Genomic DNA, 19876 nt, shown 5'->3' on the forward strand with positions numbered 1-19876 from the left:
GTCACCCGCGCCGCCGCCGCCGCGCGAGGAGCGCCGCGGCGGCGAGCCACGCCGCTGCCGAGCCCGCCGCCCCGTCGGCGCCCGCCGCGAGCCCGCAGCCGTTGCCGTGCGCCCGGGGGTCGCCGCGCAGCGGTCTGGGGGTGGCGCCCTCGCCGCCAGAGCCGTCCTCGCCGCCTTGGCCTCCGCCGCCGCCCGAGCCCGCGTCGCCGCCGCCCGAGCCCGCGTCGCCGCCGCCCGCACCGTCTTCGCCGCCCGCGCCGCCGCCTCCGCTGCCGGCGTCATCGGGCACGCAGCCGCCGGCCACGCAGGTGCCGCCGGGGCAGCGGGCGCCCTCGTTGGGGAAGAGCGCGCACTCGCCGTGCCTCGGGTGGCACTGCGCGGAGGTGCAGACGTCCCCGGAGGGCGCGCACACGACCGGATCGGCGCCCTTGCAGACGCCGCCGTCGCAGGCGTCGGTCCGGGTGCAGGGGTCGCCGTCGTCGCAGGGCGCGCCGTCGGGCTTCGCCGGCGCGCTGCAGTCGCACGCGTCGCCGACGTGGTCGCCGTTCGCGTCCTCCTGCCCTTCGTTCGAGAGGAACGGGCAGTTGTCGTCGGCGTCGGGCGCGCCGTCGCCGTCGTCGTCGTCGTCGCACCGGTCGCCGTAGCCGTCGTCGTCGCCGTCGCTCTGGCTCGGGTTCGCCATGAGCGGGCAGTTGTCGCCGTCGTCGGGCGCGCCGTCGCCGTCGTCGTCGCCGTCGCACGCGTCGCCCTCGCCGTCGCGGTCGAGATCGGACTGCTCGGGGTTCGGGATGGAGAGGCAGTTGTCCACGCCGTCCTCCACGCCGTCGTCGTCCCTGTCCAGCGCGTTCAGGTCGCACGCGTCGCCCCGGCCGTCCGTGTCGGCGTCGGCCTGATCGGGGTTGGGGACGAGCGGGCAGTTGTCGGCCTCGTCGCCCAGGTGGTCGTTGTCGTCGTCGTCGTCGCACGCGTCGCCGCTCTCGTCCGGCGGCGACTCGTCCTTGTTGTTCTCCTGCCCCGCGTTGGGCGCCGAAGGGCAGTTGTCGCCGTCGTCGGGCACGCCGTCGCCGTCGTCGTCGGGATCGCAGGCGTCGCCCGCGCCGTCGCCCTCGAGGTCCGACTGATCGGCGTTCGGCGTGAGCGGGCAGTCGTCGTCGCCGTCGAGGACGCCGTCGCCGTCGTCGTCGGGATCGCAGGCGTCGCCCGCGCCGTCGCTGTCGGCGTCGGCCTGAGCCGGGTTCGGCGCGGACGGGCAGTTGTCGTCGAGGTCCTTCACGCCGTCGTCGTCGCCGTCGCCGTCCACGTCCCAGTTGACGACGAAGGCCCGCTCGGCCACCGACATCCCGGCGAGCGCCGGCGCCGGGAGCGCGTCCAGGTGGGCCGCACCCGCGTGGGAATCGGCCCGGCTCGCGCGCTGGCCGCCGAAGTGCATGACGACCCGCGTCTCTCCGGGCGGCAGGTTCAGGGTGAACTCGACGACGGGCCCCTGCGTCTCCGCGCAGTCGAAGGTGGCCATCCCGACGCTCGCCGGGGCGATCGCCGCGGAAGGCCCGTAGAAATTGAAAAAGAGGCTCGGATCCCCCGCCATGTCGTTGGCGTCGTCGGTGGCGAGCCATCGATCCGCCGGCGTGAACTCCAGATCGCCGGTGTGCGACTGCGTGATGGTGGTAGCGCGGTCGGATCCGACGTTCGTCTCGATCCGCACGACCGTTGCCCGCTCTCGGGGGGTGGGGTTGTGGAGGATCTCCAGGAAGCGCGCCCAGCCCTCGTCGGTCGGCACGTACACCTTCCGGGTGACCTCGAGATCGCCGAGGAGCGCCGGCCCGTGGACGAGCTGCCGCCCGTCCATCTCCTCCACCCGGGCCGAGGCAGGAAAGGCGACCCCGTCCACCCGAAGCAGCATGCCGCTGTCGAAGGCGTCATTGGTCCCGTCGTTGATCACCCCCTCCGTCCCGACGTCCCACCGGAAGTTGAGACCATCTACGAGCGCCTGAACGGGCCCTGTGACAGCGCACTGCGCCGCCGCGCTCCGCGGCGCCGCCGCGAGGGCCAGCGCGGCGCCGACTGCTGTGGCCATGACGGTTCGCTTCATCATCACTCTCTCGCTCCCCGGGCCGCGCCTGACGGCTTGACCGCGCTCGTCAGCGCTCCGACGTCGCCCGCCGGCTATCTCTTCTCCAGGACGAGGAGCTGCACGCGCCGGTTCTTCTCCCGCCCGGCCGCGCTCCTGTCGTCCGAGATCGGCTGGCTCGCCCCGTATCCCTTCGCGACCAGCCGCTCGGCCGCGATGCCCTTCCCGACGAGCCACCGGCGCACGGCCTCCGCGCGAGCGGTCGAGAGCGTCTCGTTGAACCTGGCGTTGCCGGCGCCGTCCGTGTGCGCGGAGACCTCGATCTTCACCCACTCCGGGTGCTGCTCGATGACGTCGCGCACCTCGGCGAGCACCGCCTCGCTCTTCGGATCGATCGGCGCCGGGTCATTCTTCAGCACGCGGAACACGACGGGCTCCAGCAGCAAGATCTGCTCGCCCTGCACCCGCACCCGCGTCGGGCAGCCGCTCGCGGGCGCGTCGCCGCTCGCCGGGCCCTTCTCGCGCGGGCACGCGTCGGCGTCGTCGGGCAGGCCGTCGCCGTCCTGGTCCGTGGGCTGGCGAGGAGCAGGGGGGCAGCCAGGGCGCGTCGCGCCGCCCGCTGCGTCGCCCTTCTCCGTCGGGCACGCGTCGAGCGCGTCGGGCAATCCGTCGCCGTCCTGGTCCGCGGGGCAGCCGCGCCGCGACGGGTCGCCGCCCCCGGAGCCCGCGGCCGCATGGGGGCAGAGGTCGTCCGGATCGGCGACGCCGTCCTCGTCTTCGTCCTCGACGGGGCAGCCATTCCTCTTCGCGTCGGCGCTGGCCGGGCCGTGCGCGTACGGGCACGCGTCCCGCGCGCCCGCGATGCCGTCCATGTCCGGATCCGCGTTCGCGCCCGCGTCCGCCGCCGCGCCGGCGGGCGGCGGCGCCGGGGGAGCCCACGCCACCGTGCCCATCGCGCGGAACGACGGCGTGCCGATCGCGTCGCCGATGCCCGGCCCGGCGGCCGCCCCGACGACGAGGCCGGCGAGGGGGCGGAACGGGCGGAACCGCGCGCCGAGCAGGAGCTCGGCGCTCGTCGTCCTCTCCACCTCGACCCGCTCGCGCGCGGTGAGCGACAGGGAGCCGCCCTGGAGCATCGTCTCGGCGTACACCTCCGGGCCGAGCTGCAGCCGCTCGTCCCAGAGGAGCACGCCGGCGCCGCCGCCATAAGCGAGCGTCGAGGGGCTCTCGGAGCTCCGCATCACCGCGCCGGCCGCGACGCTCCACACGACGCGCGCGACGCGCCCGCCGAGCAGGAGCTGCGGCGTGACGCGGACCGCGCCCTCGCCGACGTACGCGTCCGAGCTGCCCGTGGGCAGGTGCAGGGACGCGCTCGTGCCGATCTGGAAGGGGTCGCCCTCGTCGCCGAGCAGCCGGACGCGCACGCCGAGGCGCAGATCGCCGAACGCCGGGGAAGAGGGCGCCTCGGGCGCGCCTGCGCCGGCCGCCGCGGCGGCGCCGTCGCCGCTCTGGGCGAGCGCGAGCGGCAGCGACGCCGAGACGAGCAGCCGATCCCACAGCGAGAGGGAGCCGCCGACGTGGAGGAGCGACTGGCTGCCGACGATCTCCCGCTCGGGCGAGGCGCCGCCTCCGAGCGTGAGCGGATCCTCCGCGTGGTCGAACAGGGCGAGCCCGCGCGGGACCAGGTGCCCTCCGATGAACGGCGACGGCACACCGAAGAGCGGATCACCCGCGGGGGTCGGCTCGAACCGGCTGAGCGCGACGGCGCCAGGCCCCTCCGCGCGCGCGGAGGACGGGCCGAGGGCGATGCCGATCAGCGCGCCCGCGAGCGCCGCGCCCACCGTGATGAAGCCTCTCATGGGCGCCGGATGGTATCCCCGCCACCGCGAGCGGAGCAAAGGCGATTTGTCCGAGACGTTTCCAACAGTTGCTCGTGCGGCGCGTGCATCGGATAGCATCGCGGTGATCCGAGGTGGAGAGTCGGAGAGTCGGAGCGCCGCCATCGCGGCGTGCCTCCGCCAGCAAGGAGCATCGATGCGAGGGAAGCACCTGGGCCATTGGGGGCGCGCCATCGCGGCCGCGCTCGGCGTTTGGCTCGCGGCGGGCGTCGCCGCGGCCCAGCCGGCGCGCTCCGCGCCCGCCGCGACGCCGCCCGCCGCGACGCCGCCGGCGGAGACGCCGCTCGCGGAGTCGCTGACCGGGATGGCCAGGGCCGAGCACGGGGCGGGCGCGGCGCTGTTCGACGACGGCGACTACGCGGGCGCGCTCGCGCGGTACGAGCGCGCCTACGAGCTGTCGCGCGATCACCGGCTGCTCTGGAAGGTCGCGCTCTGCCAGAAGAACCTGCGGCGCTACGCGAAGATGATCGCGACGCTGCGCCGGATGGAGGCCGAGGCGGGCGCCGCGCTGTCGGCCCGCGACAAGCAGGACATCGCCGACCTGATCAAGGCGGCCGGGGCGTTCGTGTCCTTCCTCGCGATCACGGCGAGCGAGCCGGGGGCCGCGGTGTTCGTGGACGACGAGCCGGTCGGGACGACGCCGCTCGCCGCGCCGGTGCCGATCGACATCGGCGAGCGCCGCATCCGCGTGTCGAAGCCGGGCTTCGTCGATTTCATCCGGCAGGTGAAGGTCGTGGGCGGCGACAGCGTGGCGCTCGTGGCGCGGCTCGACCGGGCGTTGCACCGGGGGCGGCTCGCCATCGCGGCGGGGCAGGACGATCTCATCGCGATCGACGGCAAGGTGGTGGGCAAGGGCCGCTGGGAGGGCTCGGTGCAGAGCGGGACCCACGCGCTGCGGGTGACGGCGCCGGGGATGACGCCGCACGAGGCGCAGATCCTGGTCCGCGACGACGAGCGCCGCCGGATCGACGTGTCGCTGGAGCGCGCCGCGCAGCGGGGCGGCGCGAGCAAGTGGCTCTGGATCGGCGGCGGCGCGGCGATCTTCGCGGGCGCGCTCGTCGCGGGCTCGCTGCTCTTCGAGCCGGGGACGCCGGCGGAGCAGGGCAGCCTGGGCACGGTCCCGCTCGGCTTCGGAGGGAGACGTTGATGCGGATGAAACGGACGAAGCGGACGAAGCGGACGGGAACGATGTCGGCGGTGGTGTTGCTCTCGCTCGCGGCGGCGGCAGCGGGGGTTTCGGCCTGCGGCGGGGAGAAGGGGCAGCTCATGGTCGTCTTCCAGACGGACATGTCGCTGCCGAAGGACATCGATACGGTCCGGATCGAGGCGACGCTCGACGGGTCCGTCGTCTACGACGAGACGTTCGAGCGGCTCGGGAGCGAGGGGTCGATCCTCCTGCCCGCGACCCTGGGCTTCCTCACGCCCGACGACCCGTCGCAGGCGCTCCGGGTGCGCGTCATCGCGAGCCGCGGCGGGAAGGACGGGGTGCGCCTGCTCCGCGAGGTGCTGACGACGGTGCCCGAGGGGCGCACGGCGACGCTGCACATGCCCATCCAGTTCCTGTGCGACGGCTCGGCCGAGGTCGAGCGCGACGCGCAGGGCAACGCGCTGCGCGACGCGGAGGGCAACGTGCTCGTCAAGAACAGCTGCCCCGAGGGCCAGAGCTGCGTCGCGGGCTCGTGCGTGCCGCGCGAGGTCGACTCGCGCGAGCTGCCCGATTACGAGGCCGTGGCCGTGTTCGGCGGCGGGGCAGGCGACGGCGACGGGCTCTGCTTCGACACCCTGCGGTGCTTCGCCGCCGCCGCGTCGGCGCCCGTGGATCTCGAGGCGTTCGCCGCGGACGGCACCGTCTGCCGGGCCGCCGCGCCGAGCGGCGACGTGAACGTCGCGCTGCTCACCCAGGGCGGCGGCATCTGCGGCGAGAGCGCGTGTTTCGTGCCGCTCGACGCGGAGAGCGACGCGGGCTTCCGGGTGGAGGAGGGCAACGTGCTCCGGCTGCCGGTCGAGGTGTGCCGGCGGGCGCAGAGCGGCAAGCTCGCGGGGCTCGCGATCGCGGAGGCGGGCGAGGGGCAGTGCCGCAGGAAGGGCACGGATCTGCCGACGTGCGGCCCTTGGTCGGCGCTGCTGGGCGGCGAGTCCACGAGGCCTGACGCGTCGGCGCCGGTCCCCATCGCTGTGGCGCAGGTCCACCCTGTGTCGCTGCGGGTGGCGGGGGGCAGCGTGACGTGGATCGCGGGCGCCACGTTCGACGGGGAGGGGATGGCCCAGGAGGACGGGGAGCTGAAGACGGCGCCCGTCGGCGGCGGCGATCCGCGGATCCTCGGCGCGACGCAGGCCTCGCCGCGGGATCTCGCGATCGACGAGGCGCGGCAGGTGGCCTTCTGGACGAACGCGGAGGACGGCACGCTGAGCGTGGTCCCGCTCGCGGGCGGCGAGCCGCGCGTGCTGCTCGCCGATCTGGAGCAGCCCGAGGGGCTCGCGCTCTCGGGCGACGCGCTCGCGTGGACCGAGCTCTGGGGAGGCGGCGTGTTCCGGGCGCAGCTGAGCGGCAGCGGCGCGGAGGTCGCGCTCGGCGCGCCGGAGGACCTCACGCCGCCCGGCACGACGTTCTCGTCGCCCTACCGCGTGGCCAGCGCGGGGGACACCGTGTGCTGGACGTACCAGGGCACGCTGGGCAGGACCGACGGGGCGGTGGCGTGCCGCGTGGGAGAGGCCTCGGTGACGATCGCCGCGGAGCAGCTCACCCCGCGGGAGATCGCGCTCGACGTGGACGGGGAGGGGAACGCGGCGGCGGTCTACTGGGCGAGCTTCGAGGGCGGCAGCGTCTTCCGGGCGGATCTGAGCGGGGCGGAGGCCGGCGCGCCCGAGGAGATCGCGTCGGATCAGGGCCAGCTGAACGGCCTCGCGGTGGACGAGGGGCACGTGTACTGGACGCGGCGCGACGCGGGGACGGTCGTGCGCATGCCGAAGGGCGGCGGGGAGCAGGAGGTCCTGGCCTCGGGGCAGGCGCGGCCGGGCGACATCGCTGTGGACGAGGCGACCGTCTACTGGATCAACGAGGGATCGCCGGACGGCAGCGACGGCGCGCCGGTGAGGGACGGGGCGGTGCTGAAGCGCGCGAAGTGACGGGGACGGCGGCGAGCGCAGGGGGCGGCGCCGCGCCGCCTGCGCGCTCGCCGCCGCGTTGTGCTATGGCGCGATCCGTGAAACGCACGGCGCTTCTCCTGCTCGCCCTCGCGCTCCCGGCGTGCGGATCGAGCTACGCACAGCAGGGCCCGAGCGACACGCTCCGGGCCTACGCGCAGGCGCTCCAGGAGGGGCGCGTCGACGCCGCCTACCGGCTGCTCTCGGACGAGGCCAAGCGGTCGATGTCGCTCGAGGCCTTCCGGCGCGCGGTGCGGGACAACCCGGACGACGCGCTCGAGATCGCCCGGGCCATCGCGCGGCCCGCGGCCGATCCGGTGGTGACCGCGACGGTCACCATGCCGAACGGCGAGGAGCTCCTGCTCGTCTTCGAGGGCGGCCGCTGGCGGCTCGACGCGGCGGCGGTCGATCTCTACGGTCAGGCGACGCCCCGGCAGGCGCTGGTGGGGTTCCTGCGGGCCTTCGAGCGCAGGCGCTACGACGTGATCATGCGCTACGTTCCTGACGCCGAGAGGGAAGGCCTCGTCGAGCCCGCGGGCGCCGCGCCCGATGAGGCAGGCGCGCCTGGCGAGGCCGGCTCCGCGCGCGCCGGCGGCGAGGGCCCGGCGCAGCCCGCCGGACCTGGAGCCGCGCCGGGGACCGCGGGAGCTGACGCGGCGCAGAAGCCTGGCGGTCGGCCCGGGACGGTCAAGGCCGCGGCCGCCGCGGCGCAGCTCACGCCCGAGAAGCTGAAGAGCGCCTGGGAGGGGCCGCAGAAGGAGCAGATCAACCGGGTCGTCCAGGCGATCAAGGCGGCGCTGCCGACGGCGACCATCGAGGAGACCGGGGACAGCGCGTCGATGGCCTATGGCGCCGGCGGCACGGTCGCTTTCACGCGCGAGCACGGGGTCTGGAAGATCAAGGACTTCTAGCGGCGCGCCCGCGTCATGGCTTCGAGAAGAGCGCTGTACTAGGGTTGTCTGCATGCCGACCGGCGATCCTTCTTCGCGAACGCCTCCCTCGCCCGACGCGGATAGCGTCCCGATCCTCCCGCTGCGCAACTCGGTGCTGTTCCCGATGTCGGTCGTGCCGATCAACGTCGGCCGGCCGCGGAGCGTGCGCCTCGTCGAGGATCTCCTCGGCCGCGAGCGCGCGCTGGTCGGCGTGATCAGCCAGAGGTCGCCCGACGTGGACGAGCCGACGTTCAAGGAGCTCTACTCCGTCGGGACCGTCGCGCGCGTGGTGAAGGTCATCCGGCTCGGCCCGAACAACTACTCGGTCGTGCTGAACGGGCTCGGCCGCTTCCGGATGAAGTCGGCGTTCTCGCTGGAGCCGTACATGCGCGCGCGGATCGAGCGCATCCCGGAGTCGCTCGTGCGCGACGTGGAGCTCGAGGCGCTCGGCGCGGGCCTGCGCGAGGCGACGCGCGAGGTGCTCGGCCTGATGCCGAACCTGCCGCGCGACACGGCGGGCATCCTCGACAACGTGCGCGAGCCGGGCGCGCTCGCCGATCTGATCGCGTCGAACTTCCCGCAGGCGCAGGCCTCGGTCGGCGACAAGCAGGAGATCCTCGAGGCGTTCGACGTGAAGGCGCGCGTCCGCCTCGTGCTCGCGATGGTCGGCCGCCAGCTCGAGGTGCTGCGGGTCAAGAAGGAGATCTCCTCCATGGTGCAGGAGGAGATGGGCAAGTCGCAGCGCGAGTACATCCTCCGGCAGCAGATGAAGTCGATCAAGGAGGAGCTCGGCGAGGGCGGCGACGACGACGAGATCGAGGAGCTCCGCGAGCGCATCCGGCGCGCCAAGGTGCCGGCGGAGGTCGACAAGGTGGTCCGCAAGCAGCTCAGCCGGCTGCGCTCGATGGCGCAGCAGTCGGCCGAGTTCAACGTGACCAAGACATACCTCGAGTGGATCGCGGATCTGCCGTGGTCCAAGACGACGGTGGACAAGCTGAGCGTCGAGAGCGTGCGGCGCTGCCTCGACGAGGATCACCTCGGGCTGGAGAAGGTGAAGAAGCGGATCGTCGAGTACTCGGCGATCCGGCAGCTTCGCACGGACAAGAAGGGGCCGATCCTGCTCTTCATCGGGCCGCCCGGCGTCGGCAAGACGTCGCTCGGCAAGTCCATCGCGCGCAGCATGGGGCGCCGCTACGAGCGGATCGCGCTCGGCGGCGTGCGCGACGAGGCCGAGATCCGCGGGCACCGGCGCACCTACGTGGGCGCGCTGCCCGGGCGCATCCTGCAGGCGCTGAAGAAGGCGGGGACCAGGAACCCGGTGCTCGTGCTCGACGAGGTCGACAAGATGGGCGTCGACCTGCGGGGCGATCCGGCGGCGGCGCTCCTCGAGGTGCTCGATCCGGAGCAGAACTCGACGTTCCAGGACCACTACCTCGACCTGCCGTTCGATCTGTCGCAGGTGATGTTCCTCGCGACCGCGAACAACTGGGACGGGATCCCGGGGCCGCTCGTCGACCGCATGGAGGTCATCGAGGTGCCCGGCTACACGCGGACCGACAAGCTGGGGATCGCGCGGGAGTTCCTGGTGCCGAAGCAGCTGTCGGCGCACGGGCTCACGGACGAGCGCCTGGAGTTCACGGAGCCGGGCATCGAGGCGGTCGTCGACCACTACACGCGCGAGGCGGGCGTGCGCGGCCTGGAGCGGCAGATCGCGGCGGTGTGCCGCGCGACGGCGGTGAAGGTCGCCGAGGGCCACGACGTGCGCGAGGTGGCGACGCCCGAGCACGTGGAGCAGGTGCTCGGCCCGCACAAGCACCGCCCCGAGATCGCCGAGCGGACGCTCCAGCCCGGGGTCGCTACCGGCCTCGCGTGGACGCCGGCGGGCGGCGAGATCCTCTTCATCGAGGCGACGAAGATGCCGGGCAAGGGCAACGTGGTGCTCACCGGCAACATGCGGAACGTGATGCAGGAGTCGGCGAGCACGGCGGTGAGCTTCGTGCGCAGCAAGGCCGATCGGCTGCACCTCGATCCGGAGTGGCTCAAGGAGATCGATCTGCACGTGCACATCCCGCAGCACGGCACGCCGAAGGACGGGCCGAGCGCGGGCGTGACGATGTTCGCCGCGGTGGCGTCGCTGCTGCTCGGGGCGTCGGTGCGCAGCGACGTCGCGATGACGGGGGAGATCTCGCTGCGCGGGCGGGTGATGCCGGTCGGCGGCGTCAAGGAGAAGCTGCTCGCGGCCCACCGCGCCGGGATCCGGCACGTGCTCATCCCGACGAAGAACCGGCGCGACATCGAGGACGTGCCGCAGGACGTCAAGGAGCAGATCAAGATCACGATGGTGTCGTCGATGGAGGAGATCCTGCCGCTCGTGCTGGAGCCGCCGCGGCGCGCTCCGGCGCAGAGCGCGTCGCAGGAGGAGGTCGAGGAGCAGGCGGGGGTGTAGCGGGAGGGCGCTCCACGAGCGCCTTCCCGCCTTCGTTCGATTTCGAGCGCGTTCCGGGCGCCGCGGCGACGCTAGCCGTGGCAGGCCCGCACGAAGCCGCAGCGCAGCTTGCGGCACGCCTCGACCGGGACGCCGTCGAAGCGATCCTCGGACCTCGCCTCGGCGAAGCGATCGGCGAGCCGGGCGAGCTCGCGCTCGAACCGCGCGTGCTCGTCCTCGGTGAGGGTCCCCATGGGGCCCGAGGCGGCGAGCCACACGGGCTCGACCTCGGCGCCGACGAAGAGCACGCCTGCGCGGACGGGGCGGTCGGGGTGGCGCCTCCTGAGCGCGAGCGCATACGCGCGCAGGCGGAGCTCGTACGGCGAGAGATCCGCCCGGGGGCGCGCGCGCTTGTACTCGACGACGTCGACGAGGCCGCCCGGGTGCAGGACGGCGAGATCGACGGCGAGCGAGAGCGCGAGCCTCGCGCCGCGCCGCCGTCCGGAGCGCTGGGGCTCGACGTCGAGCACGAGCGCCTCCTCCCGGAGGAGCGACGCCTCCTCGGCGCGCACCTGCCGCGCGTAGGGGCCGTCCAGGAAGCGCGCGACGCGCTCCGCGGTGCGCAGCACGTCCGGGCCGTGCGGCGGGAACCCCTCGAAGGTGAGGCGGGCGACGACCTCCTCGGCCTCGGTCGGCTCACCCCAGCGCGCGCGCGGCCAGCGCTGGAGCACCCGGTGCACGGCGCGGCCAGGAGGGCGAGGATCCGCGCCGTCCTCCAGCTCGACGCGCTCCTCGCCCGGGAGCTCGGGCGGGCCCTCGACGTCGAACAGGCCGAGCTGGCCCTCGCCGGCAGGCTCGCCGATCCCGAGGAGGTGGCGCAGCCGGAAGCGGCGCGGGCACGCCTGGAACGCCGCGAGGGACGCGGCCGCGACCAGCACGGTCTGCGCGCGGGCAGGCCCCGTCGCCGGCGGCGCCCGGGGGGCCGGCGCGGCGCGCGCGTACGCGTCGGTGCCAGGCGCGGGCGCCTTCGCCCCGGCGAGCAGCGCGCAGGCGTCGAGCGTCGCGCGGATGGCGCCGGCGAGCGGCGTGGAGGCCTCGACGAGGTCCGCCGCGGCGACGCGGGGCTCGTCGTCGGCCGTCGCTGTGGCGCGGGGCTCGGCGCCGACCGCCGCCTTCAGCGTGAGCCACGCCGAGCCGCTCCGCGGCTTCGCTTCGGCGCCGACGAGCACGAGCTCGCGGCGGGCGCGCGTGATCGCGACGTACGTGAGCCGCTGCCGCTCGGCGCGCTCCCGCGCCCGCACCTCGGCGCGCGCCGCCTGGAGCGCGGGCGTGCTGACGGGCAACAACGGCCCGCGCGCCGACGCCTCGGCGTCGGGGAGCGAGCCGGTCCGCGACCGCCCGTCGATGACCCGCGCGAAATGGCGCACGAGCAGGGCGGCAGGCCGGTCCCCCGCGGCGGGGACGTAGCTCAGGCCAGGCTGAACCGCGCGGGGCTCCGCGTTGAGATCCAGGAGCACGACGGCCGGGAAATCGAGCCCCTTGCTGGCGTGGATCGTCGTGAGCCGCACGGCGTCGTCCTCGGGCGAGAAGACGGCGGCCTCGGGCTCGTCCGCCTCGTCGCGGATGCGGCGGTCGAGCCAGCGGACGAAGCTCGCGAGCGAGCCGCCCCGGCGGCGGGCGATGGAGACGAGGCGGTCGACATTGCCGAGGCGGGCCTGGGCGCGAGGGAGCGCCGCGATGACGCGGTCGAGATCGAAGGCGGTGACCGCGGCGCGGATCGCCTCGCCCGGCGTCGAGCGGAGCGCCGCGCGGCGCAGGCCGGCGTAGCGGGCGCGGAACGCCTCGAGGCGCTCGCGATCCCCCGCGGGCAGGCGCGCGAGGACGGGGAGCGGGCGCCCGTCGTCGAGCTCGGCGTCGTCGGGCGAGGGCGACCAGACCCCCTGCGCCAGCGCGGCGGCGGGCCAGCGGCCGAGCAACGGGACCGCGAGGCCGCGGCCAGGAGGCGCGAGGAGCGCGAGCGACGTGTCGGAGAGCGCCACCACCGGGCCGCGGAGGACGGTCGCCAGGGCCAGGCGATCGCGCGGATCGAGCAGGAGGCGGAGGATCGCGGCCAGATCGCGGACCTCGGCCGCGTCGAAGAGCGCGCGGCCGGCCACCACGTACGGGATCTCGAGGCGCGCGAGCGCCAGCTCGACGAGCGGGATCGTGCTCCTCCGGCGGGTGAGCACGGCGACGTCGCGGAAGCGCAGATCGCCGGTCGCGGCGCCGTCGCCGCCCGCGGCGCCGTCGCCGCCCGCGGCGCCGTCGCCGCCCGCGCCGCGGACGCGCCGCGCGATGTACGCGGCCGCGATCAGCGCCTCGCGCAGCTGTCCGCGCGCGTCCCGGACGAGGGCGTCGACCCCGTCCGGAGCGCCGCCGCCGTCGCTGACGAGCACGACGTCCGTCGGGCCCTCCGCGGCCCTGCCGGGCGCCGCGACGAGGTGCTCTGCCGCGCTGTAGGCGATCTCGAACTCGCGCGGCGAAGCCTGGGGCGCGCCCGCGTCGCCGTCGCCCGAGCCGCGATCCTGGGCGAAATCGCGCGCGGAGAAGGCGTTGATGAACGCGAGCAGCTCGGGCGTCGACCGGCGGCTCTCGCGGAGCGCCACGAAATCGGCGCTCGGATCCGGCGACCAGAGCGCGGGCGCGAGCTCGAGCGCGCGGCCCGCGGCGGCGCCGGCGAGCTCCGCGCAGACGCGGCAGAAGATGGAGACGTCGGCCCCGCGGAACCCGTAGATGGATTGCTTGCGATCGCCGACGAGGAACAGGCCATGACCGGACAGGCTGGCCGCCGTCGGGGCCGCGCCGGCCGGGCGCGAGAGGGCGGCGTCGTCCCGCTCGCGCAGGAGGTACACGAGATCGCGCTGCACCGCGCTCGTGTCCTGGAACTCGTCGACGAGCAGCACGTCGACCGAGCCGCGGACCGCCGCGCCGATCGCCGGATCGTCCCGCAGGCCGTCGCGGGCGGCGCGCAGGAGGTCCCCGAACCCGAGGCCGCCCTCGGTGCGGCGGATCGCCGAGAGCCGCTCGCGGATCTCCTCCAGCAGCTCGACGATCCGCGCCTCGCGGCGCGACAGGGCCGGGGCCTCGCGGAGGAAGCCGAGCAGCTGCTGCGCCTTGTCGCGGTGGGTCTCGCCCGGCAGCGCCTCGCGGAAGGCGATGAGCGCCTCGTCGGCCGGCGTGGACTTGCTCTTGTGCGGCTTGCGCTGCGTGAGGAGCTCGATGAGCGGGGCGCTCGCCGCGCTCGCCGGGAAGGGCGCGCCGCCGTCCTCGCGGCCGAGCGCCGCCACGAGCGCCGCCGCCGGCGCGCGGAAGGCGGCGCTGCCGAGCGCGGCGCTCCCGGCGGCGAGGCGGCGGAGCTCCCGCGCGAGCGCGCCGGCCTCGGCGGCGTGGTCGGACACGGCGAGCCGGCGCGGCGCGAGGCCGTCCTCGTCGAGCCGGTCGAGCAGCCGCGTGACCTCGCTTCGCGCGGCCTCGACGCCGCCCGTCGCGGCCATGAGCGCGCGCGCGGCCTCGGCGCGCTCGCCCCCATCGGCGAGCGCGCGGCTCAGCGCCTCGTCGACGGCGAGGTCGCTGAGCGCCTGCGCCTCCTCCTCGTCGAGGATCCGGGCCGAGGGCGAGAGCCCCATCGCGATCGCGTGCCGGTCCACGATCTGCTTGGCGACGCCGTGGAGCGTGTCGATGCGCGCGGCGGGGAGGCGGGCGAGCGCCTCCTCGGCGCGCTTGCGCAGCTCGGCGGCGGGCAGCGACGCGCCGCCGCCCGCGCCGGCGAGGCCGGCGACGGCCGCCTGCCGCGCCCGGAGGATGTCAGCGAAGGGGATGTCCGCCTCGCCGTTCCAGCGGGCGATCTCGCGGAGCGATCGCTCGACGCGGTGGGCGATCTCCCGCGCCGCGGCGCGCGAGAACGTCGTCGCGACGATGCGGTCCGGCGGCACAGGCGGCGCGGCGGACGCGGCGTCGGGCAGGCCGAGGGAGGTGAGGCCGAGCGTGAGCAGCACGTAGAGCGCCGTGAGGCGGTGGGTCTTGCCGGTGCCGGCGCTCGCGGCGACCACGACGTTGCGGCGGAAGGCGTAGATGAGCGCGTCGCCCTCGGCGAGCTCCGCGCCGCGCGGGGCGGCGCTCACGCGACCTCCTCCGCGGCCTCGTCGCTCGGCACGACCGCGGGGCGGCGGCACACGTCGCGCGCGTCGCACCGCGCGCACATCGTCGAGAGCGCCGGCCGCGGCGCGGCCTTGCCCTCCCAGAGCGCGACGACCGCGGCCCGCGCCGTGCGCGCGGCCTCGGCCCAGCCCTCGGCGAGCGCGCGCTGCTCGTCCGCCGTGCGCGGCCACAGCTCGATGAGCCCGCGCTGGCGCACGCCGATGTAGACGGCCCGCACCTCCTCCGCGCCGAGCGCGCGCGCCGCGATGGCGCTGTACAGCGGCAGCTGGAGCGCCCTCCGCCGCTCCTTGGCGTCGGGGAGCTTGCCGGTCTTGTAGTCGACGACCCGCACGACGCGCTGGTCGGTCGATCGATCGAGCCTGTCGATCTGGCCGTCGACCCACAGGCTCGGGCCGTCCTCCTCGTCGGACAGCGGGGGGAGCTCGAGCGGCTGCCACGGGGGCGGCTCTCCGGCGCCGAAGCGCCGCTCGGCCAGGAAGAAGCGGAGCTCCGGCGACGCGTCCTCCCCGTCTCCGTCGAGCGTGCGGGCCACGACCTCCATCACGTCCGCGATCGCCTTCTCGACCGCCTCGCGGCGGAGCGGGGCCATGGGCGCCGAGGCGCCGAGCGCCGCCTCGGCCGCGGCGCGCGCCGCCGCGAGCTGCTCGGCCGGATCGCGCTCCGGGCCGAGCTCGCGCAGCGCCTCGAACGAGGCCTGCAGGGCGCGGTGGATCAGCGTGCCGCGCTCGCGCGCGTCGGCCGACTCGGCGAGATCCTCGGCGCGGCGCACGTGCAGGACGCGGCGGGCGAACGCCGCGAAGGCGCAGCCCACGGCGCGCTCGATGTGGGTGACGGCGATCGGCCTGCCGGGGTGCGCCCCGCCGATCGCGGCCCTGAGCTGCGCGGCGAGCGCGGGATCGCGGTCGACGAGGACGCGGCCCGTGTGGAGGTCGATCGGCGCGCGCGGATCGAGGAAGAAGTCCGCGCGGGCGCGCTCGATCCGGATCCGCTCCGCGAGGTCCGCCGCCGGCCGCCCTCCGCCCGCGAGGGCGATGAGCTCCGCGTCGCGCGGGCCGAGGGGCGCCGCGTCCGGGGCGACGCGCGAGGCGGGCTCCGTCCGCTGGTGCGCGCCGGCCGCCGCGGCCGCGGTGAAGAGCGGGTGCGGCTCGTTCGGCTCGCTGTCGTCCCCGCGCGTGAAGCAGAGGGCGACGCGGCGGGCGCCGGCGAGCGCCCAGCCGAGCTCCGCGCGCTGGGCCGCCTGGCGCTCGCGCCCCGACGCGGGGCGGCTCGGCGCCGGCAGCCTCCCGCGGAGCGCCTCGCCGAGCAGCGTCTCGTCCGCGCCCGGGCTGCCGCCGTAGGCGCGCGCGTCGAGCCCGGTCACCACCACCACGTCGTGCTCGAGCGCCGTGAACCCTGCGGCGACGTCGATGCGCACCGCGCCGGCGCGGCCGGCGTCGCCGCGCGGCCCGGCGCCCTGCTCGGCCGCGGCCCGCTCGAGCTCCGCGTAGATCTCGGCCGCGGTGGCGGGGCGCTCCTCGCAGCCGAGGTCGTACGCGGCCCGCGCGAGCGCCTCGGCCTGCTCGCGGATCGCGCGCGCGGCCCGCGCGCCTTGACCCATCGCGCCCATCGCCTCGAGCGCGAGCGCGCCGCCGCTCCGCCGCTCGCCGCGCAGCGCGGCGCGGAGCTCCTCGATCCCGGGCTCGCCGAAGCCCAGCTTGTCGAGGAGCGACAGGAAGCGCCGCACGATCTCGGGCCGCGTCGTCGCCTCGCCGATCCAGCGGGCGCTGGCGAGCAGCCGCTCCAGCGCGTGCGGCATCCACGCCTCGTCGTCACCGTCCTCGTCGCCGTGCGCGCCGCCCAGCACCGAAAGGCCCAGGGCGAGCTCCGCGTCGCTCAGCGCCTCCTGCGCGGTCGCCGGCGCCGGCCGCGCCGTCCCTGCGCGGCGGTCCGCGCGGCGGGCCGCCACGACCGAGATGAGGCCGTCGATGAGCAGCCGGCCCGTGCGATCCACCTCGACCGGCACGTCGCGCAGCCGGTGGGCGAGGTCGGTCGAGCGCCGCTCCGCCTCGGCGGCGGACGTGCGGTCCATCCAGGCGCCGGCGTGGACCCCCGGGGCGCGGAGGATCTCGATCGCCTGCTCGCGGCGCACCGGCCCGACGGCGAGGCGCAGGAGGGCGAGCGCGACGCGCCCGTCGGGGCAGCTCGCGGCGGCGCGGCCGCGCGGCTCCGACGAGCGGACGCCCGCGTCGGCGAGGGCGGCGCGGAGGGGCTCGATCGCTGCGTCGTCGAGCGCCGGCACGACGACGGCGATCCGCTCGGGCGGGATCCCGCGGCCGAGCGCGGCGGCCACCTCGGCGGCGGCGGCGCGCGCCTCGCCCTCCGGGGTCCTCGCCGCGACGGCGGCGAGCGGCTCCGCACCGCCGTCGGGCACCCACGCGATCTCGGGCGCGTCCTCGAGCGAGGCCCAGCGCCGCTCCAGGGCGTCGGCGACCGGCGCCGCGCCGTCGTCCGGCAGCGCGGGCAGCTCGACGGTGACGCCCGCGCCGCCGCGCGCGCGGACCGCGGCGTGGAGCGCCTCGACCCAGGCGAGATCGTCGGGCTCCCAGGCCACGGCGCCGCGGATGGCGACCTTGCGCGGGAGCGGGAGCGCGCCGGCCGAGCGGAGCGCCCGCGCGAGCAGGAACCCCGCGCAGCGCGGGTCGACGAGGCGCGCTGCCCGCAGGGCGGCGTCCGCCCGATCGAGGACCTCGGCGATGGCGATCGCGTACGTGGTCCCGAGCGCCCGCAGATCCGCCGGGGAGGTCCCGGCGCGCCGGAAGCTCCCGAGGGCGCGGTCGAGGGCGTGCGCGAGCGCGACGCGCGCGGCAGGCTCGGCCGGCTGCCGCAGCCGATCCGGCGGCAGGGCGTCGAGGGCGAGCCGGGTGGCGAGGCGGGTTGTGTGAAGGCTCGCTATGGCGGCGTCCGGCGCCAGCAGGGCGAGCGCCTCGGAAACGAAGCTCCACCGTGAGCGGATTTCCTGGTCCGCGGTGCGCGCGTCGCGCAGATCGAGAGAGGCGAGCTCGCGTTCAACGTGCCGCTCGGTCGGGACAATGAGGAGCGATGTTCTGCTCACCACCGCGAGACGGCCGAGCGCCGCTCCCGGGAAGCGCAGGCGCCCGCCACGGCAGGGGGCTGAGAGGGCGCCGGCGCATCTGAATGCACGTCCAGCAAGGGGTACCTCACGGCAGACCCTTTACTTCATGCATCCGTCCCCTCGCAACCTCCGCCGGGGGCGCGCCTTGTTGAAAAAGTCTCGCGGAATGTGGGAATTCTTGTGGGGAAATCGGAATGCGTGTTGAAAAACCTGTTGGGAACCCTGGACGCTCCGGGCCGTAGCCTCGGTAGATCTGCGGAATTGCCCCCAGCAAGCGCGCGCCGGAGCACGCCCCGGGCGCTCCAGGGTTTTCAACAGGCTCAGCGGTGAACGGAGGCGACCGGAGGCGACGGGGCGTCACGACGGGAGCGTGAGCCGCCTCGGTAGAACCGAGCGGGAGGGGCGGACGGAAGAAGGGAAACGGAGGAGGGGTGGTTGTACGCTCTGTCGCGAGGCGCCCTGTCGGTTAGGTCGGTTGCGAGGAGAGCTAGCGGTGCGCGACGTCCTTGTCGCGGCGGACGCTTGTGTCGTCGGCCGGCGGCAGATCGGCCACGCTCGCCGGCAGCAGGGCGGGGGCCGCCGTCACGCGGCTCTGGTCGTCGCCTCGCGCGGCGGGAGCGGCGCCAGCGGACGCGGCGGCGGACGTGCTCGCTGCGGTGCCCGGCGCAACGTCGGTGGCGGCGGCGGTGGTCGCCCCGGCGGGGGGCGCCTCGGACTGTGCGCGATTCCGCACAGCGGTCACCGCCTTGTCGGCCGCCTTGACGAGCTGTGTCGTCACGACCGAGGGCGGGAAAGGGAGCTTCGGGGCGACGAAGAGCTCGAGCTTCAGGATCGTGTGGTGCTCGTCGACGGCGCGGAGCCGCCAGCGGGCGCGGAAGTCGGCGACGTTGCCGCGCTTGTGGCGGCCGGAGATCACCTCGTCGGCGCCGTCCTTGGTGGGCGGCGACATGTCGGCGACCGTCCAGATGTGCGCGGCGCCGTTCAGGATCGGCACCTGGAGATAGACCTCGCTCGTGCCCTTGCGCTTCGTGAGCACGCGGCTCTGGTCGAACGGGCCGATGAACGTCTTGTAGTTGCCGTAGGAGGTGACGATCTTCCGGACCGTCTGCAGGGGCGCTTTCACGAGGATCGCCGCGCCCCCGGTGTCGATCGCGGCGACGGGCCCGGTGGTCTTCAGCGTGTACCGGAGCGCCTTCCCGAGCGACGCGAGCTTCTCCGACTCGGCGTCGGCGGCGCGGGCCGCGCGCGGCGAGAGGGAGAGGGCGAGCACGGCGAGCGAGAAGGCGATCAGGGACAGGGACCACAGTTTCTTCATGGACTCTCCTGTTCGAGCGACGTCCGTCAGCGCGGGCTCCCCCCCACGTCGCGGACATGCGCCTCGGGCGGCGAGACCGCAGCCCCTCGCTAGATGTAACTCCGTCAGCACGCGGCTGCACGCCTGCGCACTACAGAAAACATGCTTTCTTCGGACGAGGTCGGAATTCAGCGGTCGGCGTCGGCGCGCTTCGCGTTTGCGCCGCGCTGCGCGCTGTCGTCAGTCGTGGGCGTCGGCGCGGCGCTCGCGGCCTGTCCGGCAGCGTCGGCGTCGGGCTCGGATGACGCCGCAGGCGGCCGCAGGGGTCGCTCGCCTGGCTCCTCGTCGAGCGGGGCCATCTTGCAGGAGCCGTCGAACTGCACGCCGCGGTCGATCATGATGGCGGGCGCGTGCAGGGCGCCGGTCACCTTGGATGGAGCGTAGAGCTCGATGGCGTCGCGGGCGCGGATGCTCGCCTGGACCTCGCCGCCCGTGACGATGCACGTCACGACGTGGATCTCCCCGATCACGAGCGCCCCTTCGCCGATCACCAGCACGTCCTCGCCGCGGATCTCACCGCGGAAGCTGCCGTCGATGCGCACGCGGCCCTCGAAGAAGAGCTTGCCTTCGAAGTGCGTACCGCGGCCGAGGAGGGCGTTGATCTCGGTGGGCCGGTGGCCCCCGCCGTCGTCGCCGCGGGGGCTTCCTGGGGATCGCGGCGAGAGGGGCGAATCCCTGTCGCCCGGAAAGGACATCGGCTCCATCGCCCGCTGGCTTACTTCAGGCATCGTCACATTCGCAACGGG

The 19876-nt window shown here is 75.3% G+C and carries 10 protein-coding genes; 4 read left to right on the top strand and 6 right to left on the bottom strand.

Annotated features, from left to right (window positions below; all coding sequences use genetic code 11):
- Position 1: 1 nt before the first annotated feature.
- Both WMF46_RS15375 and WMF46_RS15380 read right to left on the bottom strand, forming a co-directional pair.
- Entirely contained in the window at positions 2–2074 is a 2073-nt protein-coding gene (locus tag WMF46_RS15375; protein WP_437986297.1) for a thrombospondin type 3 repeat-containing protein, read from the bottom strand.
- A gap of 89 nt (positions 2075–2163) precedes the next feature.
- Positions 2164–3927 (bottom strand): OmpA family protein, encoded by a 1764-nt coding sequence (locus WMF46_RS15380; RefSeq protein WP_437986298.1) that lies wholly within the window; start codon positions 3925–3927, stop codon positions 2164–2166.
- Between the two features lie 175 nt (positions 3928–4102).
- Here WMF46_RS15380 and WMF46_RS15385 point away from each other — a divergent pair, with 175 nt between their 5' ends.
- The 4 genes from WMF46_RS15385 (at position 4103) to lon (ending at position 10488) form a co-directional block, all read left to right on the top strand.
- Positions 4103–5113 carry a PEGA domain-containing protein gene (locus tag WMF46_RS15385; RefSeq protein ID WP_437986299.1) on the top strand — a complete coding sequence of 337 codons (1011 nt, stop codon included), beginning with the start codon at positions 4103–4105 and terminating at the stop codon, positions 5111–5113.
- Between the two features lie 5 nt (positions 5114–5118).
- The gene (locus WMF46_RS15390; RefSeq protein WP_437986300.1) at positions 5119–7092 is read left to right on the top strand and encodes a hypothetical protein; all 1974 of its coding nucleotides are present in this window, start codon (positions 5119–5121) and stop codon (positions 7090–7092) included.
- Positions 7093–7169: 77 nt separating this feature from the next.
- Positions 7170–8021, top strand: coding sequence for a hypothetical protein (locus WMF46_RS15395; protein WP_437986301.1), 852 nt, complete (start codon positions 7170–7172; stop codon positions 8019–8021).
- Between the two features lie 52 nt (positions 8022–8073).
- The gene (gene lon, locus WMF46_RS15400; protein ID WP_437986302.1) at positions 8074–10488 is read left to right on the top strand and encodes an endopeptidase La; all 2415 of its coding nucleotides are present in this window, start codon (positions 8074–8076) and stop codon (positions 10486–10488) included.
- Between the two features lie 71 nt (positions 10489–10559).
- Here the strand turns inward: lon and WMF46_RS15405 are convergent, their stop codons facing one another.
- The 4 genes from WMF46_RS15405 to WMF46_RS15420 form a co-directional block, all read right to left on the bottom strand.
- Positions 10560–14627: a UvrD-helicase domain-containing protein gene (locus tag WMF46_RS15405; protein ID WP_437986303.1), complete on the bottom strand. Its 4068-nt coding sequence runs from the start codon at positions 14625–14627 to the stop codon at positions 10560–10562.
- Positions 14624–17755 carry a PD-(D/E)XK nuclease family protein gene (locus tag WMF46_RS15410; protein ID WP_437986304.1) on the bottom strand — a complete coding sequence of 1044 codons (3132 nt, stop codon included), beginning with the start codon at positions 17753–17755 and terminating at the stop codon, positions 14624–14626. Before WMF46_RS15410 ends, WMF46_RS15405 begins: the two co-directional genes overlap by 4 nt.
- Positions 17756–18263: 508 nt before the next feature.
- Positions 18264–19091 (bottom strand): SRPBCC family protein, encoded by an 828-nt coding sequence (locus WMF46_RS15415; RefSeq protein WP_437986305.1) that lies wholly within the window; start codon positions 19089–19091, stop codon positions 18264–18266.
- 167 nt (positions 19092–19258) lie between these two features.
- Entirely contained in the window at positions 19259–19858 is a 600-nt protein-coding gene (locus tag WMF46_RS15420; RefSeq protein WP_437986306.1) for a bactofilin family protein, read from the bottom strand.
- Positions 19859–19876: the final 18 nt, after the last annotated feature.

Origin of the sequence: Sorangium sp. So ce117, from assembly GCF_051524395.1 — a bacterium.
In the GTDB taxonomy this organism is placed as follows: Bacteria; Myxococcota_A; Polyangia; order Polyangiales; family Polyangiaceae; genus Sorangium; species Sorangium cellulosum_B.

What these genes read in the sequence shown, in the direction of transcription:
- WMF46_RS15375 (WP_437986297.1), bottom strand. Translation starts at nt 2,074, where the DNA reads ATGGCCACAGCAGTCGGCGCCGCGCTGGCCCTCGCGGCGGCGCCGCGG.
- WMF46_RS15380 (WP_437986298.1), bottom strand. Translation starts at nt 3,927, where the DNA reads ATGAGAGGCTTCATCACGGTGGGCGCGGCGCTCGCGGGCGCGCTGATC.
- WMF46_RS15385 (WP_437986299.1), top strand. Translation starts at nt 4,103, where the DNA reads ATGCGAGGGAAGCACCTGGGCCATTGGGGGCGCGCCATCGCGGCCGCG.
- WMF46_RS15390 (WP_437986300.1), top strand. Translation starts at nt 5,119, where the DNA reads ATGAAACGGACGAAGCGGACGAAGCGGACGGGAACGATGTCGGCGGTG.
- lon (WP_437986302.1), top strand. Translation starts at nt 8,074, where the DNA reads ATGCCGACCGGCGATCCTTCTTCGCGAACGCCTCCCTCGCCCGACGCG.
- WMF46_RS15415 (WP_437986305.1), bottom strand. Translation starts at nt 19,091, where the DNA reads ATGAAGAAACTGTGGTCCCTGTCCCTGATCGCCTTCTCGCTCGCCGTG.
- WMF46_RS15420 (WP_437986306.1), bottom strand. Translation starts at nt 19,858, where the DNA reads ATGCCTGAAGTAAGCCAGCGGGCGATGGAGCCGATGTCCTTTCCGGGC.